General features: G+C 72.0%; 19 protein-coding genes. 8 read left to right on the top strand and 11 right to left on the bottom strand.

Annotated elements, in window-relative coordinates; genetic code table 11:
• The first annotated feature begins 120 nt into the window (after nt 1-120).
• Nucleotides 121-813: a LuxR C-terminal-related transcriptional regulator gene (locus B0I33_RS02865; RefSeq protein ID WP_106176883.1), complete on the top strand. Its 693-nt coding sequence runs from the start codon at nt 121-123 to the stop codon at nt 811-813.
• Between the two features lie 29 nt (nt 814-842).
• On the opposite strand, the gene B0I33_RS02860 is transcribed toward B0I33_RS02865, so the two are convergent.
• Complete coding sequence (locus B0I33_RS02860; RefSeq protein ID WP_106176882.1) at nt 843-1,784, bottom strand: aromatase/cyclase; 942 nt, start codon at nt 1,782-1,784, stop codon at nt 843-845.
• Nucleotides 1,785-1,821: 37 nt separating this feature from the next.
• A complete protein-coding gene (locus B0I33_RS02855) occupies nt 1,822-2,295 on the bottom strand; it encodes an SRPBCC family protein (RefSeq protein ID WP_106176881.1) in 474 nt (157 codons plus the stop codon).
• A gap of 196 nt (nt 2,296-2,491) precedes the next feature.
• Here B0I33_RS02855 and B0I33_RS02850 point away from each other — a divergent pair, with 196 nt between their 5' ends.
• Together B0I33_RS02850 and B0I33_RS02845 are read left to right on the top strand one after the other, a co-directional pair.
• Nucleotides 2,492-3,277 carry an SDR family NAD(P)-dependent oxidoreductase gene (locus tag B0I33_RS02850; protein WP_106176880.1) on the top strand — a complete coding sequence of 262 codons (786 nt, stop codon included), beginning with the start codon at nt 2,492-2,494 and terminating at the stop codon, nt 3,275-3,277.
• An 11-nt stretch (nt 3,278-3,288) separates the two neighbouring features.
• On the top strand, nt 3,289-4,212 hold the full coding sequence (locus tag B0I33_RS02845) for an MBL fold metallo-hydrolase (protein WP_245900402.1): 924 nt from the start codon (nt 3,289-3,291) through the stop codon (nt 4,210-4,212).
• Nucleotides 4,213-4,409: 197 nt separating this feature from the next.
• Here the strand turns inward: B0I33_RS02845 and B0I33_RS30160 are convergent, their stop codons facing one another.
• The 3 genes from B0I33_RS30160 to B0I33_RS02835 form a co-directional block, all read right to left on the bottom strand.
• Nucleotides 4,410-4,658: a zinc-binding dehydrogenase gene (locus B0I33_RS30160; RefSeq protein ID WP_245900401.1), complete on the bottom strand. Its 249-nt coding sequence runs from the start codon at nt 4,656-4,658 to the stop codon at nt 4,410-4,412.
• Nucleotides 4,598-5,227: an NAD(P)-dependent alcohol dehydrogenase gene (locus tag B0I33_RS02840; protein ID WP_219927114.1), complete on the bottom strand. Its 630-nt coding sequence runs from the start codon at nt 5,225-5,227 to the stop codon at nt 4,598-4,600. Before B0I33_RS02840 ends, B0I33_RS30160 begins: the two co-directional genes overlap by 61 nt.
• 191 nt (nt 5,228-5,418) lie before the next feature.
• Nucleotides 5,419-6,102: a polysaccharide deacetylase family protein gene (locus B0I33_RS02835; protein WP_106176879.1), complete on the bottom strand. Its 684-nt coding sequence runs from the start codon at nt 6,100-6,102 to the stop codon at nt 5,419-5,421.
• 113 nt (nt 6,103-6,215) lie between these two features.
• On the opposite strand from B0I33_RS02835, the gene B0I33_RS02830 reads away from it, so the two are divergent.
• From B0I33_RS02830 to B0I33_RS02810, 5 genes are all read left to right on the top strand, one after another.
• Nucleotides 6,216-6,893, top strand: coding sequence for a response regulator transcription factor (locus B0I33_RS02830; protein ID WP_106176878.1), 678 nt, complete (start codon nt 6,216-6,218; stop codon nt 6,891-6,893).
• On the top strand, nt 6,890-8,317 hold the full coding sequence (locus B0I33_RS02825) for a sensor histidine kinase (RefSeq protein WP_106176877.1): 1,428 nt from the start codon (nt 6,890-6,892) through the stop codon (nt 8,315-8,317). The genes B0I33_RS02830 and B0I33_RS02825 overlap by 4 nt, the downstream gene beginning before the upstream one ends.
• Entirely contained in the window at nt 8,314-8,805 is a 492-nt protein-coding gene (locus tag B0I33_RS02820) for a hypothetical protein (RefSeq protein ID WP_106176876.1), read from the top strand. The genes B0I33_RS02825 and B0I33_RS02820 overlap by 4 nt, the downstream gene beginning before the upstream one ends.
• Before the next feature lie 78 nt (nt 8,806-8,883).
• Nucleotides 8,884-10,107 carry a DUF418 domain-containing protein gene (locus tag B0I33_RS02815; RefSeq protein WP_146147443.1) on the top strand — a complete coding sequence of 408 codons (1,224 nt, stop codon included), beginning with the start codon at nt 8,884-8,886 and terminating at the stop codon, nt 10,105-10,107.
• A gap of 375 nt (nt 10,108-10,482) precedes the next feature.
• Entirely contained in the window at nt 10,483-11,625 is a 1,143-nt protein-coding gene (locus B0I33_RS02810) for a S1 family peptidase (protein ID WP_106176874.1), read from the top strand.
• A gap of 154 nt (nt 11,626-11,779) precedes the next feature.
• Here the strand turns inward: B0I33_RS02810 and B0I33_RS02805 are convergent, their stop codons facing one another.
• The 6 genes from B0I33_RS02805 to B0I33_RS02780 all read right to left on the bottom strand — a co-directional run bounded on the left by B0I33_RS02805 (nt 11,780) and on the right by B0I33_RS02780 (nt 18,539).
• Complete coding sequence (locus B0I33_RS02805) at nt 11,780-12,427, bottom strand: dihydrofolate reductase family protein (protein ID WP_106176873.1); 648 nt, start codon at nt 12,425-12,427, stop codon at nt 11,780-11,782.
• A gap of 396 nt (nt 12,428-12,823) precedes the next feature.
• On the bottom strand, nt 12,824-13,888 hold the full coding sequence (gene hpaD, locus B0I33_RS02800) for a 3,4-dihydroxyphenylacetate 2,3-dioxygenase (RefSeq protein WP_106176872.1): 1,065 nt from the start codon (nt 13,886-13,888) through the stop codon (nt 12,824-12,826).
• Between the two features lie 15 nt (nt 13,889-13,903).
• Complete coding sequence (hpaE, locus tag B0I33_RS02795; protein ID WP_106176871.1) at nt 13,904-15,418, bottom strand: 5-carboxymethyl-2-hydroxymuconate semialdehyde dehydrogenase; 1,515 nt, start codon at nt 15,416-15,418, stop codon at nt 13,904-13,906.
• 2 nt (nt 15,419-15,420) lie between these two features.
• The gene (gene dapA / locus B0I33_RS02790; RefSeq protein WP_106176870.1) at nt 15,421-16,368 is read right to left on the bottom strand and encodes a 4-hydroxy-tetrahydrodipicolinate synthase; all 948 of its coding nucleotides are present in this window, start codon (nt 16,366-16,368) and stop codon (nt 15,421-15,423) included.
• A 27-nt stretch (nt 16,369-16,395) separates the two neighbouring features.
• On the bottom strand, nt 16,396-17,061 hold the full coding sequence (locus B0I33_RS02785; RefSeq protein ID WP_106176869.1) for a GntR family transcriptional regulator: 666 nt from the start codon (nt 17,059-17,061) through the stop codon (nt 16,396-16,398).
• On the bottom strand, nt 17,058-18,539 hold the full coding sequence (locus B0I33_RS02780) for a fumarylacetoacetate hydrolase family protein (protein ID WP_245900400.1): 1,482 nt from the start codon (nt 18,537-18,539) through the stop codon (nt 17,058-17,060). Before B0I33_RS02780 ends, B0I33_RS02785 begins: the two co-directional genes overlap by 4 nt.
• Between the last annotated feature and the right edge of the window lie 107 nt (nt 18,540-18,646).

Raw genomic sequence — 18,646 nt, 5'->3', positions numbered from 1 at the left:
AGCCAAGGCGGGCGGACGAGATAAGGCGGAAATACCGGGGGTCCAATTAGTGGAATATCTGTTTCTGTCAGCGGGGTCAGCCTGGTGTCGCCCACCCTTTCCAGGTGCCCGGGAAACGCGATGACGGATTCAGAGGGGCGCACGTCGATTCTCCTGGTTGATCCCTACGTCCTCTTCCGTGACGGGCTGCGCGGCATCCTGTGCGCCCGGGACGGCCTGACCGTGGTCGGCGAGGCCAGTGACAGCGCACAGGCCGTCTCCCTCGCCGCCGAGACCCGGCCGCACGTCGTGCTGCTCGACCACGACACGCCTGGCAATGACATCGCCGCCACCGTTCGCCTGATCTGCCGTCGCTCACCCACGTCCGCGGTGATCGTCCTCAGCACGCTCACGCATCCCGTGCGGCTGCCCGGCTTGCTGGCGGCGGGCATCCGCGGTTACCTGCCGAAGGATTCGACGAGTGAGGAACTGCTGTCCACGGTGCAGAGCGTGCGGGCCAACAGCGAGCGGATCGTCCTCTCGGTGCCGCGGCACAGTCTGACGTTCCTGACCGGCTCCGAGACGACCAGCACGGTTCTCTCCGGTCGGCAGCGGGAGATCCTGCTGCTCACGGCGCAGGCGCTGAGCAACGGACAGATCGCGACCCGGCTCGGGCTGACCGAGGCGACCGTGAAACGGCACCTCCGCAACATCTTCAGCAAGCTCGGCGCCGTGTCCCGGATCGACGCCGTGAACAAGGCCGTGGCGTCATCCCTCATCCCCGCGGAGTCGATCGGTATCCCGCTCCAGGAGAGGGAGGCCGACCACCACTGACCTTTCGCGGCGGCCGGTGGACAGTCCGGTCAGTCAGCCGAGGCCGCCAACCGTTCGACATGGTCCTTGGCACATCGCATGGTCGTCGCGCTGTTCGCGCTCAACGCCGCCCGGATGCGCGCGCGCACGTCGTCGATCGTCGTGTCGTGACCGAGCACCTCCCGCCAGTCGGGCCGGATCACCACGGTGTGCGCCGCGCTGACCACGGTTCCCCGCCCGCTGCGGCGGAAGGTCCACGACCCGACGTGGGCACTCATGATCGGCGGAGTCTTCCTCTGTTTGTAGACGATCCGGTCACCGGGAAAGCAGATCCGGACGGATTCGGTGGTGTGGGTGGCGCCGTCGTCCGCGCGGGTGTCCATGACCATGAACTGCACGCCATCCGGTTCCTCGCGCAGATCCAGCCGCGGAACGTGCGGCAACCGTTCCGGCCATGCGTCGGACCGCTCGACGAATTCGTACACGGCCTCGACCGGCCCGTCCACCAGCACGTCGTCCGAGAAGGACAGCACCATGCGGTCCTGCAGTCGTTGCTCGACCGCCAGGCGCAGCGCCTCCAGTTCCCTCGTGCTGTTGGTGTCGACGGCCTGGTCGATCAGCGCCAGGTTCCGCTCGTCGCCCACCGCGCTGAAGTCGTGGGTGAGGACGACGGAGGTACGGTCACCCGGCAATGGCTCGAGACACCACGCTCCGGACATGGCGGCCACCGGGTTCGACGGGGTTTCCTGCCGGAACTCGACGCGCAGGGCCGCGCGATCCAGGCGGCGGTGCGAGCTCCAGGTCCGCACCTCGTCGTTGGCCAGCGCCCACAGGCGAATCCGCTCGTCGGTGTCGTCACCCGACACGCGCTCCGCGTGGATCGTCGGCGGGAACAGCGCCGGCCACCGGCTCACGTCGGCGACGAGGTCGTAGACCACCGCCGGGGCGGCGGCGATCGTTGTCGAGTGCTGGGTGTGCTTGGTCCGGGACATGTCCCACCTCTCCTGTCGCGGCGGCGTCGGCACGAGATCACACGGCGCGGGCGAAGCTGGCGAGGGTCTCGCCGGGACTCGGGCCGTCGAGTGCCCGCATCATCGCCTCCGCCGTGTCCCCGAGCCGGTCCAGGTGCAGGTGCGCCAGTTCCACGCGGGTCCGGCCGGAGTCGAGCGGGACGAACGTCACCTCGATCTCACTGGCCTCGTCGTCACCGATCCGCTGCCAGTGGCCGTTGACCCGCCAGGTCATGGCAAGCCGGTGCGGTGGCTCCCACACGAGCACCCGGCCCCAGTCGGCCTCCTCCCCTTCGGCGTCCACCTCGTAGTACCGGCCGCCGACCCGCGGCTCGAACGTGATCGCCACCCGCGGGCGCCGCACCAGGACGTGGTGTGGTGGCCACCAGTCCATCGGCCGCTCGGTGAAAACCGCGAAAGCCCGCTCCGGGGTCCCCTCGACGACGACCGACTTGCGGACCTCCAGTCCCGCGGTGGTGCTGCGCTCCGACATGTGACCTCCTTCAGGTCTCGCCTGCCGCGCCGGGCTGTCGGCCAGCCTGCGGGTACGGCCTCGACCGCCCGTCGACGGGCGGTCGAGTCACCGGCCGGTCAGGCCGGCCGGGTCGAGCGCACCTCCAGCGAGGTCCCAACCGGTTTCGCGAAGCTCGCCGGAACCGGTCCGGACACGTCGCGAGAGGTGGGGATGTATGACGCAGGCAGAACGGCGCGTTGCCCTGGTCACCGGAGCGAGCAGCGGTATCGGGCTCGCGATCACCGAGGCGCTGGCGCGGCAGGGTATGGCCGTCTTCGGTTGTGCCCGCACCGCCGAGAACATCACCACGGTGGTGAAGCGACTGCGCGAAGAAGGTCTCGAGGTGGACGGGGCTTCCTGTGACGTCACGAGCGGCGAGCAGATCAGCGCCACGGTCGCGACGGCGGTCGAGCGCTACGGGCGAGTCGACGTACTGGTCAACAACGCGGGACGCGGCGGCGGAGGCGAGACCGCCACGCTGCCGGACGAGCTGTGGCTCGACGTGATCGACACCAACCTCACCGGCACGTTCCGGATGACTCGCGAGGTCCTGAGCAACGGCCGTATCGGTGAGAACGGCTACGGGCGCATCATCAACATCGCTTCCACCGGCGGAAAACAGGGGGTCGCGCTGGCCGCACCCTATTCGGCCGCCAAGAACGGCGTCATCGGCTTCACCAAGGCGGTTGCGCTGGAGCTGGCCAAGACGGGCATCACCGTCAACGCCGTGTGCCCGGGCTACGTGGAGACCCCGATGGCGCACCGGGTCCGGCGAGGGTACGCCGGCTACTGGCACATCACCGAGGACGAGGTGCTGGAACGTTTTCAGGCGAAGATCCCGCTGGGCCGGTACGGCACACCCGAGGAGGTCGCGGGCATGGTCGGATACCTCGTGTCCGATCACGCCGCCGCCGTGACCGCGCAGGCGATGAACGTCTGCGGCGGCCTCGGCAGCTACTGAGGGGAAGCGACGTGGACACGAGCGAGCGCACCGTGACCGGTACGTCGATGCGGGAGGTGGCGGACGGCGTCTTCGCCTACGTCCAGCGGGACGGCGGGTGGTGCGTCAACAATGCCGGAGTCGTGGTGGGTGGCGACACGACGATCGTGATCGACACCGCGGCGACGGAACGACGGGCGCGCCGGTTCCGCGAGCAGGTGGACCGTGTCGCGCCACGCGGCCCCGACATACTCGTCAACACGCACCACCACGGCGACCACGTCTTCGGCAACGCCCAGTTCGCGCCCCAGGCCACGATCGTCGCGCACGAGCTGACCCGAACCGAGATGCTCGAGGCCGGGACCGGCCTGCGCGACCTGTGGCCGGACGTCGAGTGGGGGGACACGCCACTGGTACCGCCCACCGTGACGTTCCCGGACGCCCTGACCCTCCATGCCGGCGGGTTGCGGGTCGAACTGCTGCACCTGGGCCCCGCCCACACCACCGACGACGTCGTGGTGTGGGTGCCGGATCGCGGCGTGGTATTCACCGGCGACATCGTGATGTCCGGCGCGACACCGTTCTGCCTCATGGGTTCGCTGACCGGCTCGCTACGGGCGATCGACCGCCTCCGCGCGCTCGGGGCGCACATCGTGGTCTCCGGGCACGGCGAGGTGGCCGGCCCCGACGTCTTCGCCGCCAACGAGGCGTACCTGCGCTGGGTCCGCGACGTCGCGGAGCGTGGTGTGCGGGCGGGTCTCTCACCGCTGGAGGCCGCCAGGGAGGCCGACCTGACGGGCTTCGCGCACCTGCTGGACCCGGAACGGCTGGCCGCCAACCTGCACCGCGCCTACGCGGAGCTGGCGGGCCGGCCCGAGGGCGCTTCGATCGACCTCCGCGCCGGATTTGAGGACATGGTGGCCTATCACGGCGGGCTTCCGGTCAGCCACGCCTGACCTCCTCGCGCGGTCGCGGAACGACGGCGGGGTCCGTCCGGCGGCGGACGCGCAAATGCCGGTGGACGTACCGCGCCACCCCCGCGCCGCGCACGACACCACGATCGGCCCGGGACGTCGCGCTGTCCGGGGTAGACGATCACGGCCGTGGGCGCGGACAGCACCGGTGGCGGAGTCGGCGTGGCCCGCCGACCGGATCACGTATTCCCGGCGCGCAGGGAGATCACCACGTTTCCGGCCTTGTGCCCGGCCTCGACGTAGCGGTGGGCGTCCACAACCTGTTCCAGCGGATAGCGCCGGTCGATGACGACACGCAACCGGTCCGTCTCGATGAGGTCGCGCAGGAAGGCGAGGGCGGCGTTCTTCCGGACCGACATTCCGGTGATCACGCGCGGGCCGGGACGCGGCCGCGTCCAGAGCGCACGGGGGTAGTTGCCCAGCGCCACCGTGGCGAGGTAACGGCCGGTGCCGGTGAGCGAGCCGCGGCAGGCGGTGAACGAACTGCGCCCACCGTGTCGAAGACGATGCCGTAGCGCGGGCCGTTGCGGGTGAAGTCCTCCCGCGTGCGGTCGATGACGTGCTCGGCGCCGAGGAACCGGACCAGCTCCGCGTTCCGCCCGCTGCAGACTCCCGTGACCTCCGCCCCGAAGAGTTTGGCGAGCTGCACGGCGTAGGTGCCGATGCCGCCGGAGGCGCCGTTGACGAGCACCTTCTCGCCGCCGCGGATGTTTCCCTTGTCCCGCAGGAAGAACAGTGCGGTCGTCGCACCGTCCACGGCGGCGGCGGCCTCCTCGTGGGTGACGTTGGCCGGTTTGCGCGCGAGCGAGGCCTTCTCCGGAAGGCACTGGTAGTCGGCGCACGCACCGACGTCACCTCGCCGGAACCGTCGCACCTCCCTGCCCGCCGACTCGATCTCCCCGGCCAGTTCCAGCCCCAGCCCGCGCATCCTCCGCCGCGGCCTGCACAGGCCGAGCACGACCCTGCCCGGCCACGGACGTCCCGCAGCATCAGGCATTCCGTCGACGCATGGACCCTGATCAGCACCTCGGTATCGCCGGGCACCGGCTTACCGACCTCCGCGATCCGGACCACCTCGGGTGGCCCGAACCGGTCGTACTCCGCCGCGCTCGTTCCGTCTCCCACCGCAGGCTACGAGGGGCTCGCCGAGGCGCACCTGAGAGCAGTCCCGGTCGGCGGCACGCGCGGTCAGCAGCCCGGAACCGCGCGGAACGCATAACCCCCGGCGCGTAGCCGAGGCAGTGCGATGCGGAGCGCGGCGATGGTCGCCGACCGGTCCCCGCCGCCGTCGTGCAGCAGGACGACCGCGCCCGGACGCGCACCGCGCACGATGCGGTCCGCCAGCGCGCGAGCATCCGCCGCGCGCCAGTCCGACGGGTCGACGTTCCACAGCACCGGCCGCAGGCCGCGCCCGCGCACGGCCTGCCGGACCCGCTCGTCGATCGCCCCGTACGGCGGGCGCAGGCAGCGGCTGGCCGAGCCCGCGTCGCGCACCGCCGCCACCGACCGGTCCAGCTCCCCGGCGAGCTCGGTCGGCCCGAGCCCGGTCAGATCGGGATGGCTCCACGTGTGGGCGGCGACGACATGGCCTTCGGCGAGCGCGCGCCGCGCCAGGCCGGGGCGCGCGGCGAGGTTCTCGCCGACGGCGAAGAAGGTCGCCCTCGCGTCGTGGGCCCGCAGCACGTCCAGGATCTCCCCGGTGGCCGCGGCAGGCCCGTCGTCGAAGGTCAGATACAGCTCCTTCGGCTCCTTCGGCGGAGCCATCCCCGCCGCGACGGCCGCACCGGCCGCCACGGCCGCGGTGAGGGTCAGTACGAGGGCGGGAACGAGGCGACGGCTGGCGCGGCCGGTCGACGTCGGCTTCGATCGCATGCCACCGACACTCGCCCCGGCACGTGGCGGCGCGGTCGCCACGATGTCCTGACTCTGTCGCAGACGCGGCGGCCCCCGGGCGACCGCGGCCCGGCGCACCCATAATCGGCCAGGTGGCACGCATTCTGCTGATCGAGGACGACCACGCCGTTCGTCGCGGCCTCGCCCTGGCGCTGGACCGGCACGGGCATGCCGTGGGCGAGGCCGGCACCGGCGAGGAAGGGCTGCGTGCCCTCGGCGGCACGCGGCCCGACGTGATCGTGCTGGATCTGATGCTGCCCGGCATGGACGGTTTCGAGGTGTGCCGTCGCATCCGGGCGGCCGGTAACCTGCCGATCATCATGCTCACCGCGCGTGGCGACGACCTCGACGTCGTCGGCGGCCTCGAGGCCGGTGCCGACGACTACGTCGTCAAGCCGGTGCAGCCGAGGGTTCTCGACGCGCGCGTCCGCGCGGTGCTGCGCCGGGGCGCGCCCACCGCGGACGGGGCCCCCGAGCGGCACCACGACCTGACCATCGACCGGGCCGCGCTGGCCGTCACCAAGGGCGCACGGCAGGTCTCGCTCACCCCCACCGAGCTGCGGCTGCTGCTCGAGCTGTCCCGCTCCCCCGGCCAGGTGCTCAGCAGGCAGCAACTGCTCGAGCTGGTGTGGGAACACGACTACCTCGGCGACTCGCGGCTGGTGGACAACTGCGTCCAGCGGCTGCGGGCCAAGATCGAGGACGAGCCTTCCCGACCGGTCTTCGTGCAGACCGTCCGCGGCTTCGGCTACCGGTTCGGTCCGGTGTGACGGCGCTCGGCCGAGCCCGCGCGCTCCTCGGCGGGCTGCGTCCCCGGCTGATCCTGGCGTTCGTCGCGGTCGGCGCGATCGCCGCGGCCGCCGCGGCCTGGGCGAGTGCCGCCTCGGCGGGCAGCGCGCTCGTCGAACAGACCCAGCGCCAGTTCGCCGGGGAGATCGAGCGCACGGTCACCGCGACCGCGCCGGGCCTTCCCTACCCGCCGGACCAGGCGGCGCTCGACCGGCTGCGGGTGACGGTCGGCGGGCCCGCACTGGTGACCTACGGCGCCCTGCGCTCGGCGAGCGGCCCGGGCCTGGCGGCCGTGTCCCCCGAGTTGCGCGCGGCGACCGGCGAGACGGGCCGGCTGCTGGTGCAGCGGGTCGAGTCGGACGGCGTGCTCCGGCTGGTCGTCGGCGCGCCGGTCATGATCACCGACCTGAACGGGCAGCGGCGGCCCTCCGGCGTCGAGGTCTACGCCGTCCGTGACCTGAGCGCGGTGCGGGAACAGGTGGACGCGCTGACCGCGAACGCGAGCCGCACCAGCGCGCTGGCCCTGCCGATCGCCGTGCTGCTCGCGCTGCTCGCCGCGCGGGGCGTGCTGCGCCCGGTGCGGGATCTCCGCGCCGCCGCGCGGCGGCTCGGTGGCGGTGACCTCGGCGCCCGGCTGCGGCCCCGCGGCTCGGACGAGCTCGCCGAACTGGCCGCGACGTTCAACGAGACGGCGGCGTCGCTGGAACGCTCGGTTGGCGAGCTGGCCCGGATGGAGGCCGACGCGCGCCGGTTCGTCGCGGATGTGTCGCACGAACTGCGCACGCCGTTGACCACGCTGACCGCGGTGGCGGAGGTGCTGGAGGCCGAGGCCGGGCGCATGCCGAGCGATGCGCGCGAACCGGCGCGGCTCGCCGTGGAAGAGTCGCGCAAGCTGGCCCGGCTGGTGGAGGACCTGATCGAGGTGTCGAGGTTCGACGCGGGCGTGGCCACGCTGCGCCCGGAGGAGGTCGAGTTGCGCGCCGCGGTGCGCGACTGCCTGCGCTCCCGGGGGTGGCTGGACCAGGTCGAGCTCGACGCGCCAGGTGAACTGCGTGCCGTGCTGGACCGGCGGCGCCTCGACGTGGTCACCGCGAACCTGGTCGGCAACGCGCTCAGCCACGGCGCCCCGCCCGTCGTCGTGCGGCTGCGCGGCGACGACACGTGGGCGTACCTCGATGTGGTCGACCACGGGCCGGGGCTCCCGGACGACGTCGCGGCGCACGTGTTCGACCGCTTCTACAAGGCCGACACCGCGCGGGGCCGCTCGAACGGCAGCGGGCTGGGCATGGCGATCACCGCGGAGAACGTCAAGCTGCACGGAGGGACGATCGGGGCGGGCAACGCCGACGGAGCGGGCGCGCACTTCGCCGTGCGCCTGCCCCGGTGGACGGGGGAACAGCCGTGATCCGCGGGGCGCTGGTGGCGGCGCTGACCGCCGCGGCGCTCGGCCTGGCCGGTTGCGGTGCGGGGCCGAGCGGGGTGCTCGACGGCGGCGAAGCGCCCACCGGACTGGCCCCCGGCACGCCGGTGTACCTGGTCGACGACGCGGGGAGCCTGGTCGCGCGGCGCCGTGGCGACCGGCTCAGCACGATCGGCCAGGCGATCAAGATGCTGCTCACCGCGAGCGAGCCGGGGCCCGGACCGCGCTCGTACGCCGGGACCAGCGAGGTCGCACTGGAACTTCCCATCGCCACCACCGGCGACGTGATCACCGTCGGGCTGCCGATCGACCGCGACGACGTGCGGCGCGAGATCGGCATCGACCAGCTGGTGTGCACGGCGCTGGCGGTGCACCAGCAGTCGGGTGGTTCCCCGGCCACCAGGGTGCGGCTCACCTTCGTCCACGGCCGGGACACCGGCCCACGGCACTGCCCGGTGCTGCCCGCGAGCTGACCCCTCGCCGCCGTCCCGCGACACGACCGCGACAGCGCGGGGACCGGGCGCGGACACCGGACCGGCACCGTGGCGGGCATGGATGACACACGGACATATCCGGCCACGGCGGACGTGCCCCAGCGTGAACCCGCACTCCGGCGACCGCGCGGCAGGCTGCCCGCTGTCGACGCCGTCCGGGCACTGGCGATCATCGGGGTGTTCGTCGCGCACTTCCCCGCCACGGGCTGGCTCCACGCCGGACCGTTTGCCGGCACGCCGGACGTGCTGCGCTGGGTCAGCGAGCAGACCTCCTCGCGGGCGATGAGCCTGTTCGTGCTGCTCGCCGGGGTGTCGGTGGCGCTGATGACCGGTGGCAGCCGCCCGTACACCGGCGCGGACCTGTCCACCGCGCGGCGCCGGATCGCCGTTCGCGCCCTGGTCCTGTTCCTGATCAGCCTCGCCATCGACGAGTTCGGCGCGTCGGTGCTGAGCTACTACGCCGTTCTGCTGCTGCTCCTCGTCCCGCTGACCCGGCTGCGGGCGCGCACCCTGTTCACCGCGGCCTGCCTCACCACACCGGTGGTGACGACCTACGCGTGGTGGGTCATGTCGGCGCACCCGGACTGGATGATGGTCGAGGCCCCGAGTGGGTTCGCCGTGCTCACCGGCCCCGCCCAGTGGGACGAGTACCTCTGGCAGCTCGTGCTCACCGGTGGCGGCTTCCAGACTCCCTACGGCATCCCGCTGGTGCTCGCCGGGCTCGCGCTCGGCCGGCTGGACCTGCACGCCCACGCGGTCCGGCTGCGGCTGCTGCGCACCGGCCTCGGGGTGGCGACAGCGGCCTACGGCGGGTACGTGGTGGCGTGGCACGTGCTCGGCGGCGCGCGGCGCGTCGCCGAGGCGATGGCCGCACCACCGGCCGGTTCCGGCCCGGCACCGCTGCCGTGGCAGTCGCTGCTGGGCATGCCGACCGACGTCCCGTACGCGACCAGCCCGCTCGGCATCCTGTTCGTGGTCGGCGTCGCCATGGCCCTGCTCGGTGGGATGCTGCTGGTTTTCGAGCACGGCGCTGCCGGCGCCGCACTGTGGCCGCTCACGGCCGCCGGAGGCATGGCGATGACCTGGTACGCCGGGCACTTCGGCTACCTGTCGCTGATCGGCACGCCGTCGTCGGTGTCGTTCGTCCACCTCGCCGGGGCGGTCACGGTCATGCTGGCCTGCTCCATGCTGTGGCGACGCTGGGCGCGGCGCGGCCCGCTGGAGTGGCTCGTGCACCGGGTGATCACCACGGTCGTCCGCGAGCGCGCCACCCGGCGGTGACCCGCGGTCCGGCCGGTGCGGCACCGCCGCGAACGCCGTGCCGGTGGCGGACCCGGCGTTCGCACCGGGTCCGCCAGGCGGATCGGGTCCTGGACCGGGATCCGTCGCCGCCGTGTCCGTCACCGCCGGACTCCTTTCCCGACACCGCTTCGGCCAGACCGCGGTTCCGGCCCGAGCCCTGCTCGGCGGGCACCACGCGGATGTCAGGACCGCCCGCCGGTCCCCGCACGGAGCACGGCCTGGCAGGGAACGCCAGGACCTCACTGTAGAACGGGAAAACATCACTGGTCTAGACCTTGACGCGCGCAGCACCGGCATACCACGTTGAGGGGTGAGCGCGCTCTCACCTGATCCCTGCTGCGAAACGAGAGCACCATGAACAGAACGAAGACCGCGCTGGGCGCGCTGGGCGCCTGTGCGGTGATGGCACTCGGCGCCGCGCTGGGCGGCGCCTCCACCCCGGCCGCCGAGGCGGCCCCCGCGGCCGCGGACGGCATGATCGCCGCGATGCAGCGCGATCTTGGCCTGAGCGAGGCGGAGGCGGTCACCCGGCTCCATCAGGAGTCGGCGGCCCTGCGCATCGACCCGGCCGCCCGCGAAGCCGCGGGCGACGACTACGGCGGCTCCTGGTTCGACCCCCGGCGGGGCACCCTGGTGGTCGGCCTGACCAGCGAGGAGCGGTCGGCCGCCGTGGAGCGCACCGGCGCCGAGACCACGCTGGTCGAGCACACCCAGGCCGAGCTGAACGCCACCAAGTCGGTTCTCGACGGCTACGCCGCACGTGGCGCGGTGCCGGACGGCGTGGCCAGCTGGCACGTCGACCCGCGCTCCGGGAGCGTGGCGGTCGCGGTGCGCGAGGGCGCCACGGGTGTCGCGGCGTTCCTCGACCGGGCACGCGAAGCGGGCCCGGTGACCGTCACCGAGATCGAGGGGCAGCCGCGCACCTTCGCGGCCGGGACCGTCGGCGGCGACCCCTACTACATCAACGGCAACACCCGCTGCTCGATCGGCTTCTCTGTGCGGGGCGGCTTCGTCACCGCGGGGCACTGCGGCGGTGCCGGCGCCTCGGTGTCCGGTTGGGACGGATCGCCCATGGGCAGCTTCGCCGGATCGTCGTTCCCCGGCAACGACTACGCGTTCGTCCGGATCGGCAACGGCTGGTGGACCGAGCCGGTGGTGCTCGGCTGGGGCACCGTGCCGGACCGGCTGGTTCGCGGTTCGGCGGAGGCGCCGGTCGGTTCGTCGATCTGCCGCTCGGGCTCGACCACGCACTGGCACTGCGGCACCGTCCTGGCCAAGAACGAGACGGTCAACTACGAGCAGGGCGCGGTCTACCAGATGACCAAGACGAGCGTGTGCGCCGAGCCCGGCGACTCCGGAGGTTCGTTCATCACCGGCGACCAGGCACAGGGTGTCACATCCGGCGGCTGGGGCAACTGCGGCAGCGGCGGGGAGACCTGGTTCCAGCCCGTGAACGAGATCCTCGACGTCTACGGCCTCTCGCTCGTGACGTCCTGATCCACGCGGAGCGGCGGCGGTGCCGGGGCCGCCCGGCACCGCCGTCCGCGTCGCGGGCACGGCCGGACCCGCCTGTCCCAGCACTCCGGAACGCGTTCTCCCGGGCGGGAGAGACCACCGCGGGTCTTGGCCGTCCCGCCCTGCGCGCTCGCGCTCACCGGGCCTTGGTCGTGAACGTCAGGTGCGTGACACCACTCGGCGTCGAGACCGCCTCGACGTCGTACCTCGTCTCGAGCGTTTCCAGGCCGTCCCACAGCCGGATCCCGCGGCCGAGCACGATCGGGACCTGGACGACATGCAGCTGATCGACCAGCCCCTCGGCGAGGAAGTCACGCACGACGGAGGGCCCGCCGCCCAGGCGCACGTCCTGGTCACCAGCCGCCTCGCGGGCCTTGTCGAGCGCCTCCGCAGGCGCGGCGTCGAGAAAGTGGAACGTGGTGCCGCCCTCCATCTCGATCGAGGGCCGTGGCCGGTGCGTGAGCACGAAGACCGGCGTGTGGAACGGCGGGTCGGCACCCCACCAGCCCCGCCATCCGGGGTTGTCCTGCCAGCCGGGCGGGCCGAACTTGCCCGCTCCCATGATCTCGGCGCCGATACCGGGATCGTGCAGCGACGCGAACGCGTTGTCGGCGCCGCCCCGCCCGCCGCGGCCGCCTCCCATCCGGTTCCAGAACCGGGTGGCGAACATCCACTCGTGCAGGCGCTCACCCGCGTGACCGAACGGGGCATCGGCGGCCTGCCCGTCTCCGGTGGCGAAGCCGTCGAGCGAGATCGAGAGATTGTGCACACGGACATCGGACATGGGATAACTCCTCGTGGTCGGCGCCGCCAGCACGCGGCGCTCGTGGATACAGACCACGGGAACGGTGGATTCTCACCGGCCCTCGCGAAACCGCGTTCCGGCGACAGGCCCGGGGGGCCGGACGCTGGAACCGGCCCGCGCGCCGGTCCCACCGACCGGAAGGCGAGGTGTCCGCTGAAGCGGGCCGGGGGCCGATCAGGAACCAGCCGTGAACACTCACGTGTCGCCGGCACTGTCCTCCCTCACGTGTCCGCGCCGGACCGCAGGCCTCCGGCCAGGGCGACGAGAGCGTGACCGAGCCCGCACCGGCGAGCTCACCCGGCCGGGAACGGGCGCGCCGGAGAGATCGAGAGGCTCCCCGCCGCGGAGCGACCGCGCCGGGGCCCGGCCGGTCCATCACAGCTGGCCCCCGACCTTGAATCCCCGCTCGGTGCCGTCGACCCGGGCGTAGGAGAACCCGTCGGCGCCGACGGTGACGTCCATCTCGCGGACCTCGGTGCGCGCGGTGACGGGCTGGGGGTTGCCGTCGAGGTCGAGCACGGCGGACGCGTCGGTGTACCAGCTGGGCACGACGGCGTTGCCCCACCAGTCGCGGCGCTGGTTGTCGTGCACGTCCCAGGTGACCAGCGGGTTGTCGGGGTCGCCGGTGTAGTAGTCCTGGGTGTAGATCTCGACGCGGTGACCGTCGGGATCGCGCAGGTACAGGTAGAACGCGTTGGACACGCCGTGCCGGCCCGGCCCCCGCTCGATCGCCCCGGACCTGCGCAGCGCACCGAGTTTGTCGCAGATCGCGATGACGTTGTGCTTCTCGTGGGTGGCGAACGCGATGTGGTGCAGGCGCGGCCCGTCACCGCCGGTCAGGGCCGTGTCGTGCACGGTCGGCTTGCGGCGCAGCCAGGCTGCGTACGTCACGCCCTCGTCGTCCCTGATGTCCTCGGTGGTGCGGAAACCGAGCGCCTCCAGGTAGGCCAGCCCCTCCGGCACGTCCGGCGTGACCTGGTTGAAGTGGTCCAGCCGCACGAGCGCGCCCGGCGTGTGCAGGTCGTAGCGCCAGGCGAGGCGCTCGACATGGTCGACCTCGTGGAAGAACTCGTAGGGGAAGCCGAGCGGATCGGTCACGCGCACGGCGTCGCGGACACCCCGGGTCCAGCCGTCCGCGCGGCGCTCGGTGCGGCAGCCCAGCGCCTGGTAGTAGGCCTCGGCCCGGTCCACGTCCTGCCGGCTGCGCACCCGGAACGCGAGCGCGGCGAGCGCGGCCACGGGCCCCTTCCGGAGCACGAGGTTGTGGTGGATGAACTCCTCCAGTGAGCGCAGGTAGACGGTGTCGTCGTCCTCCGCGGTCACCGTCAGGCCGAGTATGTCCACATAGAACTCGCGCGAGGCGGCCAGGTCGGTGACGACGAGTTCGCCGTAGGCCGCGCGCACGATGTCCGGCGGTGTGGGGAGTGCGGTGTCGGTCATGGCTTCGTGCCTCCTTCAGGCGGCGCCGAACCGGGGGGTGTGCACCTCGCCGAGGGTGATGTGCACGGCCTGCTGGTCGGTGTAGAAGTCGAGCGAGCGGTAGCCCCCCTCCTGGCCGAGTCCGGAGGCCTTCACGCCGCCGAAGGGCGTGCGCAGGTCGCGGACGTTGTGCGAGTTCAGCCAGACCATGCCGCAGTCGAGTGACTGGGCGAAGGTGTGCGCGCGGCGGAGATCCCGGGTCCAGAGGTAGGCGGCGAGCCCGTACTTGACGCCGTTGGCGAGCGCGAGCGCCTCCTGCTCGGTGTCGAATGGCGTGATCGCGACGACGGGCCCGAAGATCTCCTCCTGGAAGATGCGGGCGTCCGGCTTGACGTCGGCGAACACGGTCGGTGCGACGTAGTTGCCCTGCTCGATTCCCTCGGGACGGCCGCCGCCCGCGACCAGCCGGCCCTCCGACTTGCCGATCTCGATGTAGCGCAGCACCTTCTCGTAGTGCTCGGGATGAACGAGCGCACCGACCTCGGTCCGCGGGTCGCGCGGGTCGCCCACGACGATGCTGGCGGCCCGGGCGGCGTAGCGCTCGACGAACTCGTCGTAGACCGGGCGCTCGACGAGAACGCGGCTGCCCGCCGTGCAGCGTTCACCGTTGAGCGAGAACACGCCGAACAATGTGGAGTCGAGCGCGGCGTCCAGGTCGGCGTCGGCGAACACGACGGCGGGCGACTTGCCGCCCAGTTCCATCGAGAGGCCCTTGAGCGTCGGGGCGGCGTTGGCGAAGATGACCTGGCCGGTCCTGGACTCGCCGGTGAACGAGATGAGCCGCACGTCCGGGTGCTTCACCAGGGCATCGCCCGCCTCCTCCCCCAGTCCGTGCACCAGGTTGAACACGCCGTCGGGCAGGCCGGCCTCGCGGAAGATGTCCGCCCACAGGCTCGCCGACAGCGGCGTGAACTCGGCCGGTTTCAGCACGACGGTGCAGCCGGAGGCGAGCGCCGGGGCGAGCTTCCACGACTCCAGCATGAACGGGGTGTTCCACGGCGTGATCAGCCCCGCGACGCCCTTCGGCTTGCGGTTGACGTAGTTGACCTGGGTGCCGGGCACCTGGTAGGTGTCGTCGGACTGGGCGACGATCAGATCCGCGAAGAACCGGAAGTTCTCCGCCGCGCGCTGGGCCTGTCCGAGCGCCTGCGTGATGGGCAGGCCGGTGTCGAAGGTCTCCAGCTCGGCCAGGCGCGCGTCGCGAGAGGAGACGATGTCGGCGATCTCGTTCAGGATCCGGGCGCGGGCGCGGGGCAGCAGGCTCGGCCAGGGCCCCTCGTCGAACGCGGCGCGCGCCGCGGCGACGGCGCGGTCGATGTCCTCGGCCTGCCCGGCGGCGGCGCGCACGTAGGGTTCGTTCGACACCGGGTCGAGCACGTCGAACGTCCGTCCCGACAGCGAGTCGACGGATTCGCCCCCGATGAAGTGCCGGATCCGCTCCGGCAGGTTGTCCGGGGCGCGCTGGACGCGGGATGTGGTGGCGCTGCTCATGATCACCTGGCTCCGATGTTGAACTCGGCCTGGACGGGCGAGACGTACTGCCCGGCCTGCGCGAGAAGGTCCTTGGCTTTGGCCTGCCCCGCCTCGGTCAGCGGGATGAGGGGCGGGCGCACGTGTCCCGAACGGAAGACCCCGAGCTGTTCGAGCACCCACTTGCCCGCGGCCGGGTTGGTCTCGGTGAAGATCAGGTCCACCAGCGGGTGCAGTCCGTAGTGGATGTCGAGCGCGCCGGAGTGGTCGCCCGCCGACCACAGGTCGAACAACCGCGCGTGTGCCGCGGGCGCGATGTTGGCGGTGGCCGAGAGGAACCCGATCCCGCCCAGCGCCAGCAGGGGCAGGCAGAGCAGCTCGATGCCGCTCCACACGACGAGATCGCGGCCGCAGCGTTGCAGGACCCGGCTGAAGTGCTCGAAGTCGCGGGTGGTCTCCTTGATGCCGACGAAGTTGGGCACCTCGGCGTAGAGCCGCTCGACGGTCTCCGGCGCGATGTCGACCGAGGTGCGGCTGGGCACGTTGTAGGCGAGGATCGGCAGGTCGGGTACCTCCGCGGCCACAGTGGAGTACCAGTGGTACAGCGCCTCCTGCGTCGGGCGCGCGTAGTACGGCGTGATCACCAGTGCCGCGTCGACGCCGAGTTCGGCGGCCCGGCGGGTCAGCTCGATGGTCTCGTCCAGTTTGGTCGTGCCGGTGCCGGGAATCACCGGGACCGCATGGCCGGACGCGGCGAGCACGGTCCTGATCGCATCGATCCGTTCCTGAATGGACTGTGCGCTCGGCTCGCCGGTCGAGCCGCCGATGGACAGCCCGTGGGATCCGTTGGCGAGCTGCCACCTGACGGCGTTGGCCAGCGATTCGTGGTCGACCTCGCCGCCGGTGGTGAACGGCGTCATCAGGGGCGCGATCGATCCGCGCAGCCGGTGCGGGTCCGTGCGCAGGGTCATCGGTGGGTACCTCTCCCTCTCCGTGGGTCAGTCGTCGAGCAGGCGCGCGCCCTGGTGGGCGAGGAACGCGTCGAGGGTGTGCGTGCGGTGTTCCCGCGCGGCCCGCTCGACGACGTCGGGGTCGGCGCCCTGTTCGATGAGCCGCAGGAGCCGCTCGTGCTCGTCGACCGACTCGTGCGCGCGGCCCGGCACGAAGCTGAAGGTCGAGTCACGCAGGTTCGCCAGGCGGTCCCAGCCACGGTGGACGAGATCGAGGACGTGCGGGTTCGGGCAGTTCTCGAACAGCAGCGAGTGGAACTCGAAGTTCTGCCGGGTGAACTCGTGCGGGCGGAAGTGGGTGAGGCTTTCGCGCATCCGCTCGTTCACCTCCCGGGCCCGGCGCACCTGGCCGGGTGTGACGAGTGGCGCGGACAGCGCGGTCGCGTAGCCCTCGACCAGCGCGAGCGTCTGCATCGTGTAGAGGTACTCGCGCTCGTCGAGCATGGCGACCTGGGCGCCGACATTGCGCTGGAAGGTGACCAGCCGTTCCGCCTCCAGCCGCCGGATCGCCTCGCGGACCGGCACGACGCTCACCCCGAGTTCGGCCGCGATGGTCGCGAGCACCAGCCGGTAGCCGGGCGTGTAGCGGCCCGAGACGATCCGTTGCTTGATGAAGTCGTAGGCGAGCTGCGACTTGTTCGACGTGGCGGTCATCGGCGCTCCTGCCGTTGTGCTTCGTACTTCGCGCGCCATTCGCCGGTCAGCGGGTAGAGCCCCTCGACCGGAGCTCCTGCCTCGACCTGCCCGGCGATGAAGCGCTCCTCGTCCTCCTGCCGGAGGGCGCCGTCGACGACGTCCGCGACCAGCTCCGGCGGGATGACGACGACGCCGTCGTCGTCTCCGACGATGACGTCACCGGGTTGCACGGTCGCCCCGCCGCAGGCGATCGTCAGGTCCACATCCCACGGCACATGGCGGCGGCCGAGAACGGCGGGATGCGTGGTCGCGGCGAAGACCGGCAGGCCCGTCTCGGCCACGGCGCGCGAGTCGCGCACGCCGCCGTCGCTGACGAAACCGGCCGCACCGCACCGCACGGCGCGCAGCGCGAGGATGTCGCCGATCGTGCCCGTGCCGAGCTCCCCTCGCGCCTCGACGACGAGCACATCACCGGGGTTCAGCGCGTCGAAGCCGCGTTTCTGGGCGTTGTACCCGCCACCGTGCCGGTCGCTGAGATCCTCGCGGAAGGGGACGAAGCGCATCGTCCTCGCCCTGCCGACGAGGCGTGTGCCTGGCGTGAGCGGGTGCACGCCGTCGATCGACACCGCGTCGAACCCGTGCTTGCGCAGCTGGGCGCTCAGCGTCGCCGTGCCCACCTCGTTGATCTTGTCCCGGAGTTCGCCGGTGAGCTCGAACGGCGCGGGAAGACCTGCCGCCTCGCGCGAGCCCCAGGCCTGTGCCCGCTGCTCGTCGTCGACCTTCGGACCGGACCCGTACCGGCCGGGGGCCACGGTGCCCTCGGCGACCGGCGTGACCAGCAGGCCCGTCGACGGCGCTCCGGGTGCGGTCGGCGCGTCCACCTCTACTTCGACGGTCTGGCCGGGGACCACGACCGACGAACCGGCGGGCGTGCCGGTGAGCACGACGTCGCCGGGTTCGAGCGTGATCAGCTGCGACACGTCCGCGATGAGCTGCGCGAAAGGAAAGACGAGCTCGGCCGTCGTGTCCTCCTGCGCCAGCTCGCCGTCCACCCAGGTGCGCACCCGCAGGGCCGCCGGATCGACCGCGCGGGCGTCGAGCGCGGCCGGGCCGAGCGGCGTGAAGCCGTCGCCGCCCTTGCTGCGCAGGTTCGAACCCTTGTCGGCGTGCCTGAGGTCGTACACCCCGAAGTCGTTGGCGGCGGTCACCGCGCGGACGGCGTTCCACGCCCGCTCGATCGGCACGTCGCGCACGCGCTCGCCGACCACCAGCGCGATCTCCCCCTCGAAGGTCAGCAGCTCGGTGCCGGATGGACGGTGAATGGGCGTCCCCGAGGCCGACACCGAGGTCGACGGCTTGAGGAAGAACGAGGGAGCTTCCGGAACACGCCCTCGCTGGGCGATGCGCGACGGGTAGTTCAGGTGCACTGCCAGCACCTTGCCGGGTCGGTCCGCTCCCGTGGGGTCGTAGCGGACCACTGCCTCATCGATCAGCACCCGGCGATCGTATACGATTTCAGATTCGACGCAAGAGCCGCCGAGGCCGGTTCAGGCCGGTAACCCGACATTTCCTGGGGTGGTTGACGGGTTTTTTGACCTTTACC

This window comes from Prauserella shujinwangii (genome assembly GCF_003001955.1).
GTDB lineage: Bacteria > Actinomycetota > Actinomycetes > Mycobacteriales > Pseudonocardiaceae > Qaidamihabitans > Qaidamihabitans shujinwangii.
Note: the sequence above shows the minus strand (reverse complement) of the source record. Positions and strands in the feature narration are given on the sequence as shown.

What these genes read in the sequence shown, in the direction of transcription:
- B0I33_RS02785 (WP_106176869.1), bottom strand. Translation starts at nt 17,061, where the DNA reads ATGACCGCCACGTCGAACAAGTCGCAGCTCGCCTACGACTTCATCAAG.
- B0I33_RS02815 (WP_146147443.1), top strand. Translation starts at nt 8,884, where the DNA reads ATGGATGACACACGGACATATCCGGCCACGGCGGACGTGCCCCAGCGT.
- B0I33_RS02840 (WP_219927114.1), bottom strand. Translation starts at nt 5,227, where the DNA reads ATGCCTGATGCTGCGGGACGTCCGTGGCCGGGCAGGGTCGTGCTCGGC.
- B0I33_RS02850 (WP_106176880.1), top strand. Translation starts at nt 2,492, where the DNA reads ATGACGCAGGCAGAACGGCGCGTTGCCCTGGTCACCGGAGCGAGCAGC.
- B0I33_RS02865 (WP_106176883.1), top strand. Translation starts at nt 121, where the DNA reads ATGACGGATTCAGAGGGGCGCACGTCGATTCTCCTGGTTGATCCCTAC.
- B0I33_RS02810 (WP_106176874.1), top strand. Translation starts at nt 10,483, where the DNA reads ATGAACAGAACGAAGACCGCGCTGGGCGCGCTGGGCGCCTGTGCGGTG.
- hpaD (WP_106176872.1), bottom strand. Translation starts at nt 13,888, where the DNA reads ATGACCGACACCGCACTCCCCACACCGCCGGACATCGTGCGCGCGGCC.
- B0I33_RS02860 (WP_106176882.1), bottom strand. Translation starts at nt 1,784, where the DNA reads ATGTCCCGGACCAAGCACACCCAGCACTCGACAACGATCGCCGCCGCC.
- B0I33_RS02805 (WP_106176873.1), bottom strand. Translation starts at nt 12,427, where the DNA reads ATGTCCGATGTCCGTGTGCACAATCTCTCGATCTCGCTCGACGGCTTC.
- dapA (WP_106176870.1), bottom strand. Translation starts at nt 16,368, where the DNA reads ATGACCCTGCGCACGGACCCGCACCGGCTGCGCGGATCGATCGCGCCC.
- B0I33_RS02855 (WP_106176881.1), bottom strand. Translation starts at nt 2,295, where the DNA reads ATGTCGGAGCGCAGCACCACCGCGGGACTGGAGGTCCGCAAGTCGGTC.
- hpaE (WP_106176871.1), bottom strand. Translation starts at nt 15,418, where the DNA reads ATGAGCAGCGCCACCACATCCCGCGTCCAGCGCGCCCCGGACAACCTG.
- B0I33_RS02835 (WP_106176879.1), bottom strand. Translation starts at nt 6,102, where the DNA reads ATGCGATCGAAGCCGACGTCGACCGGCCGCGCCAGCCGTCGCCTCGTT.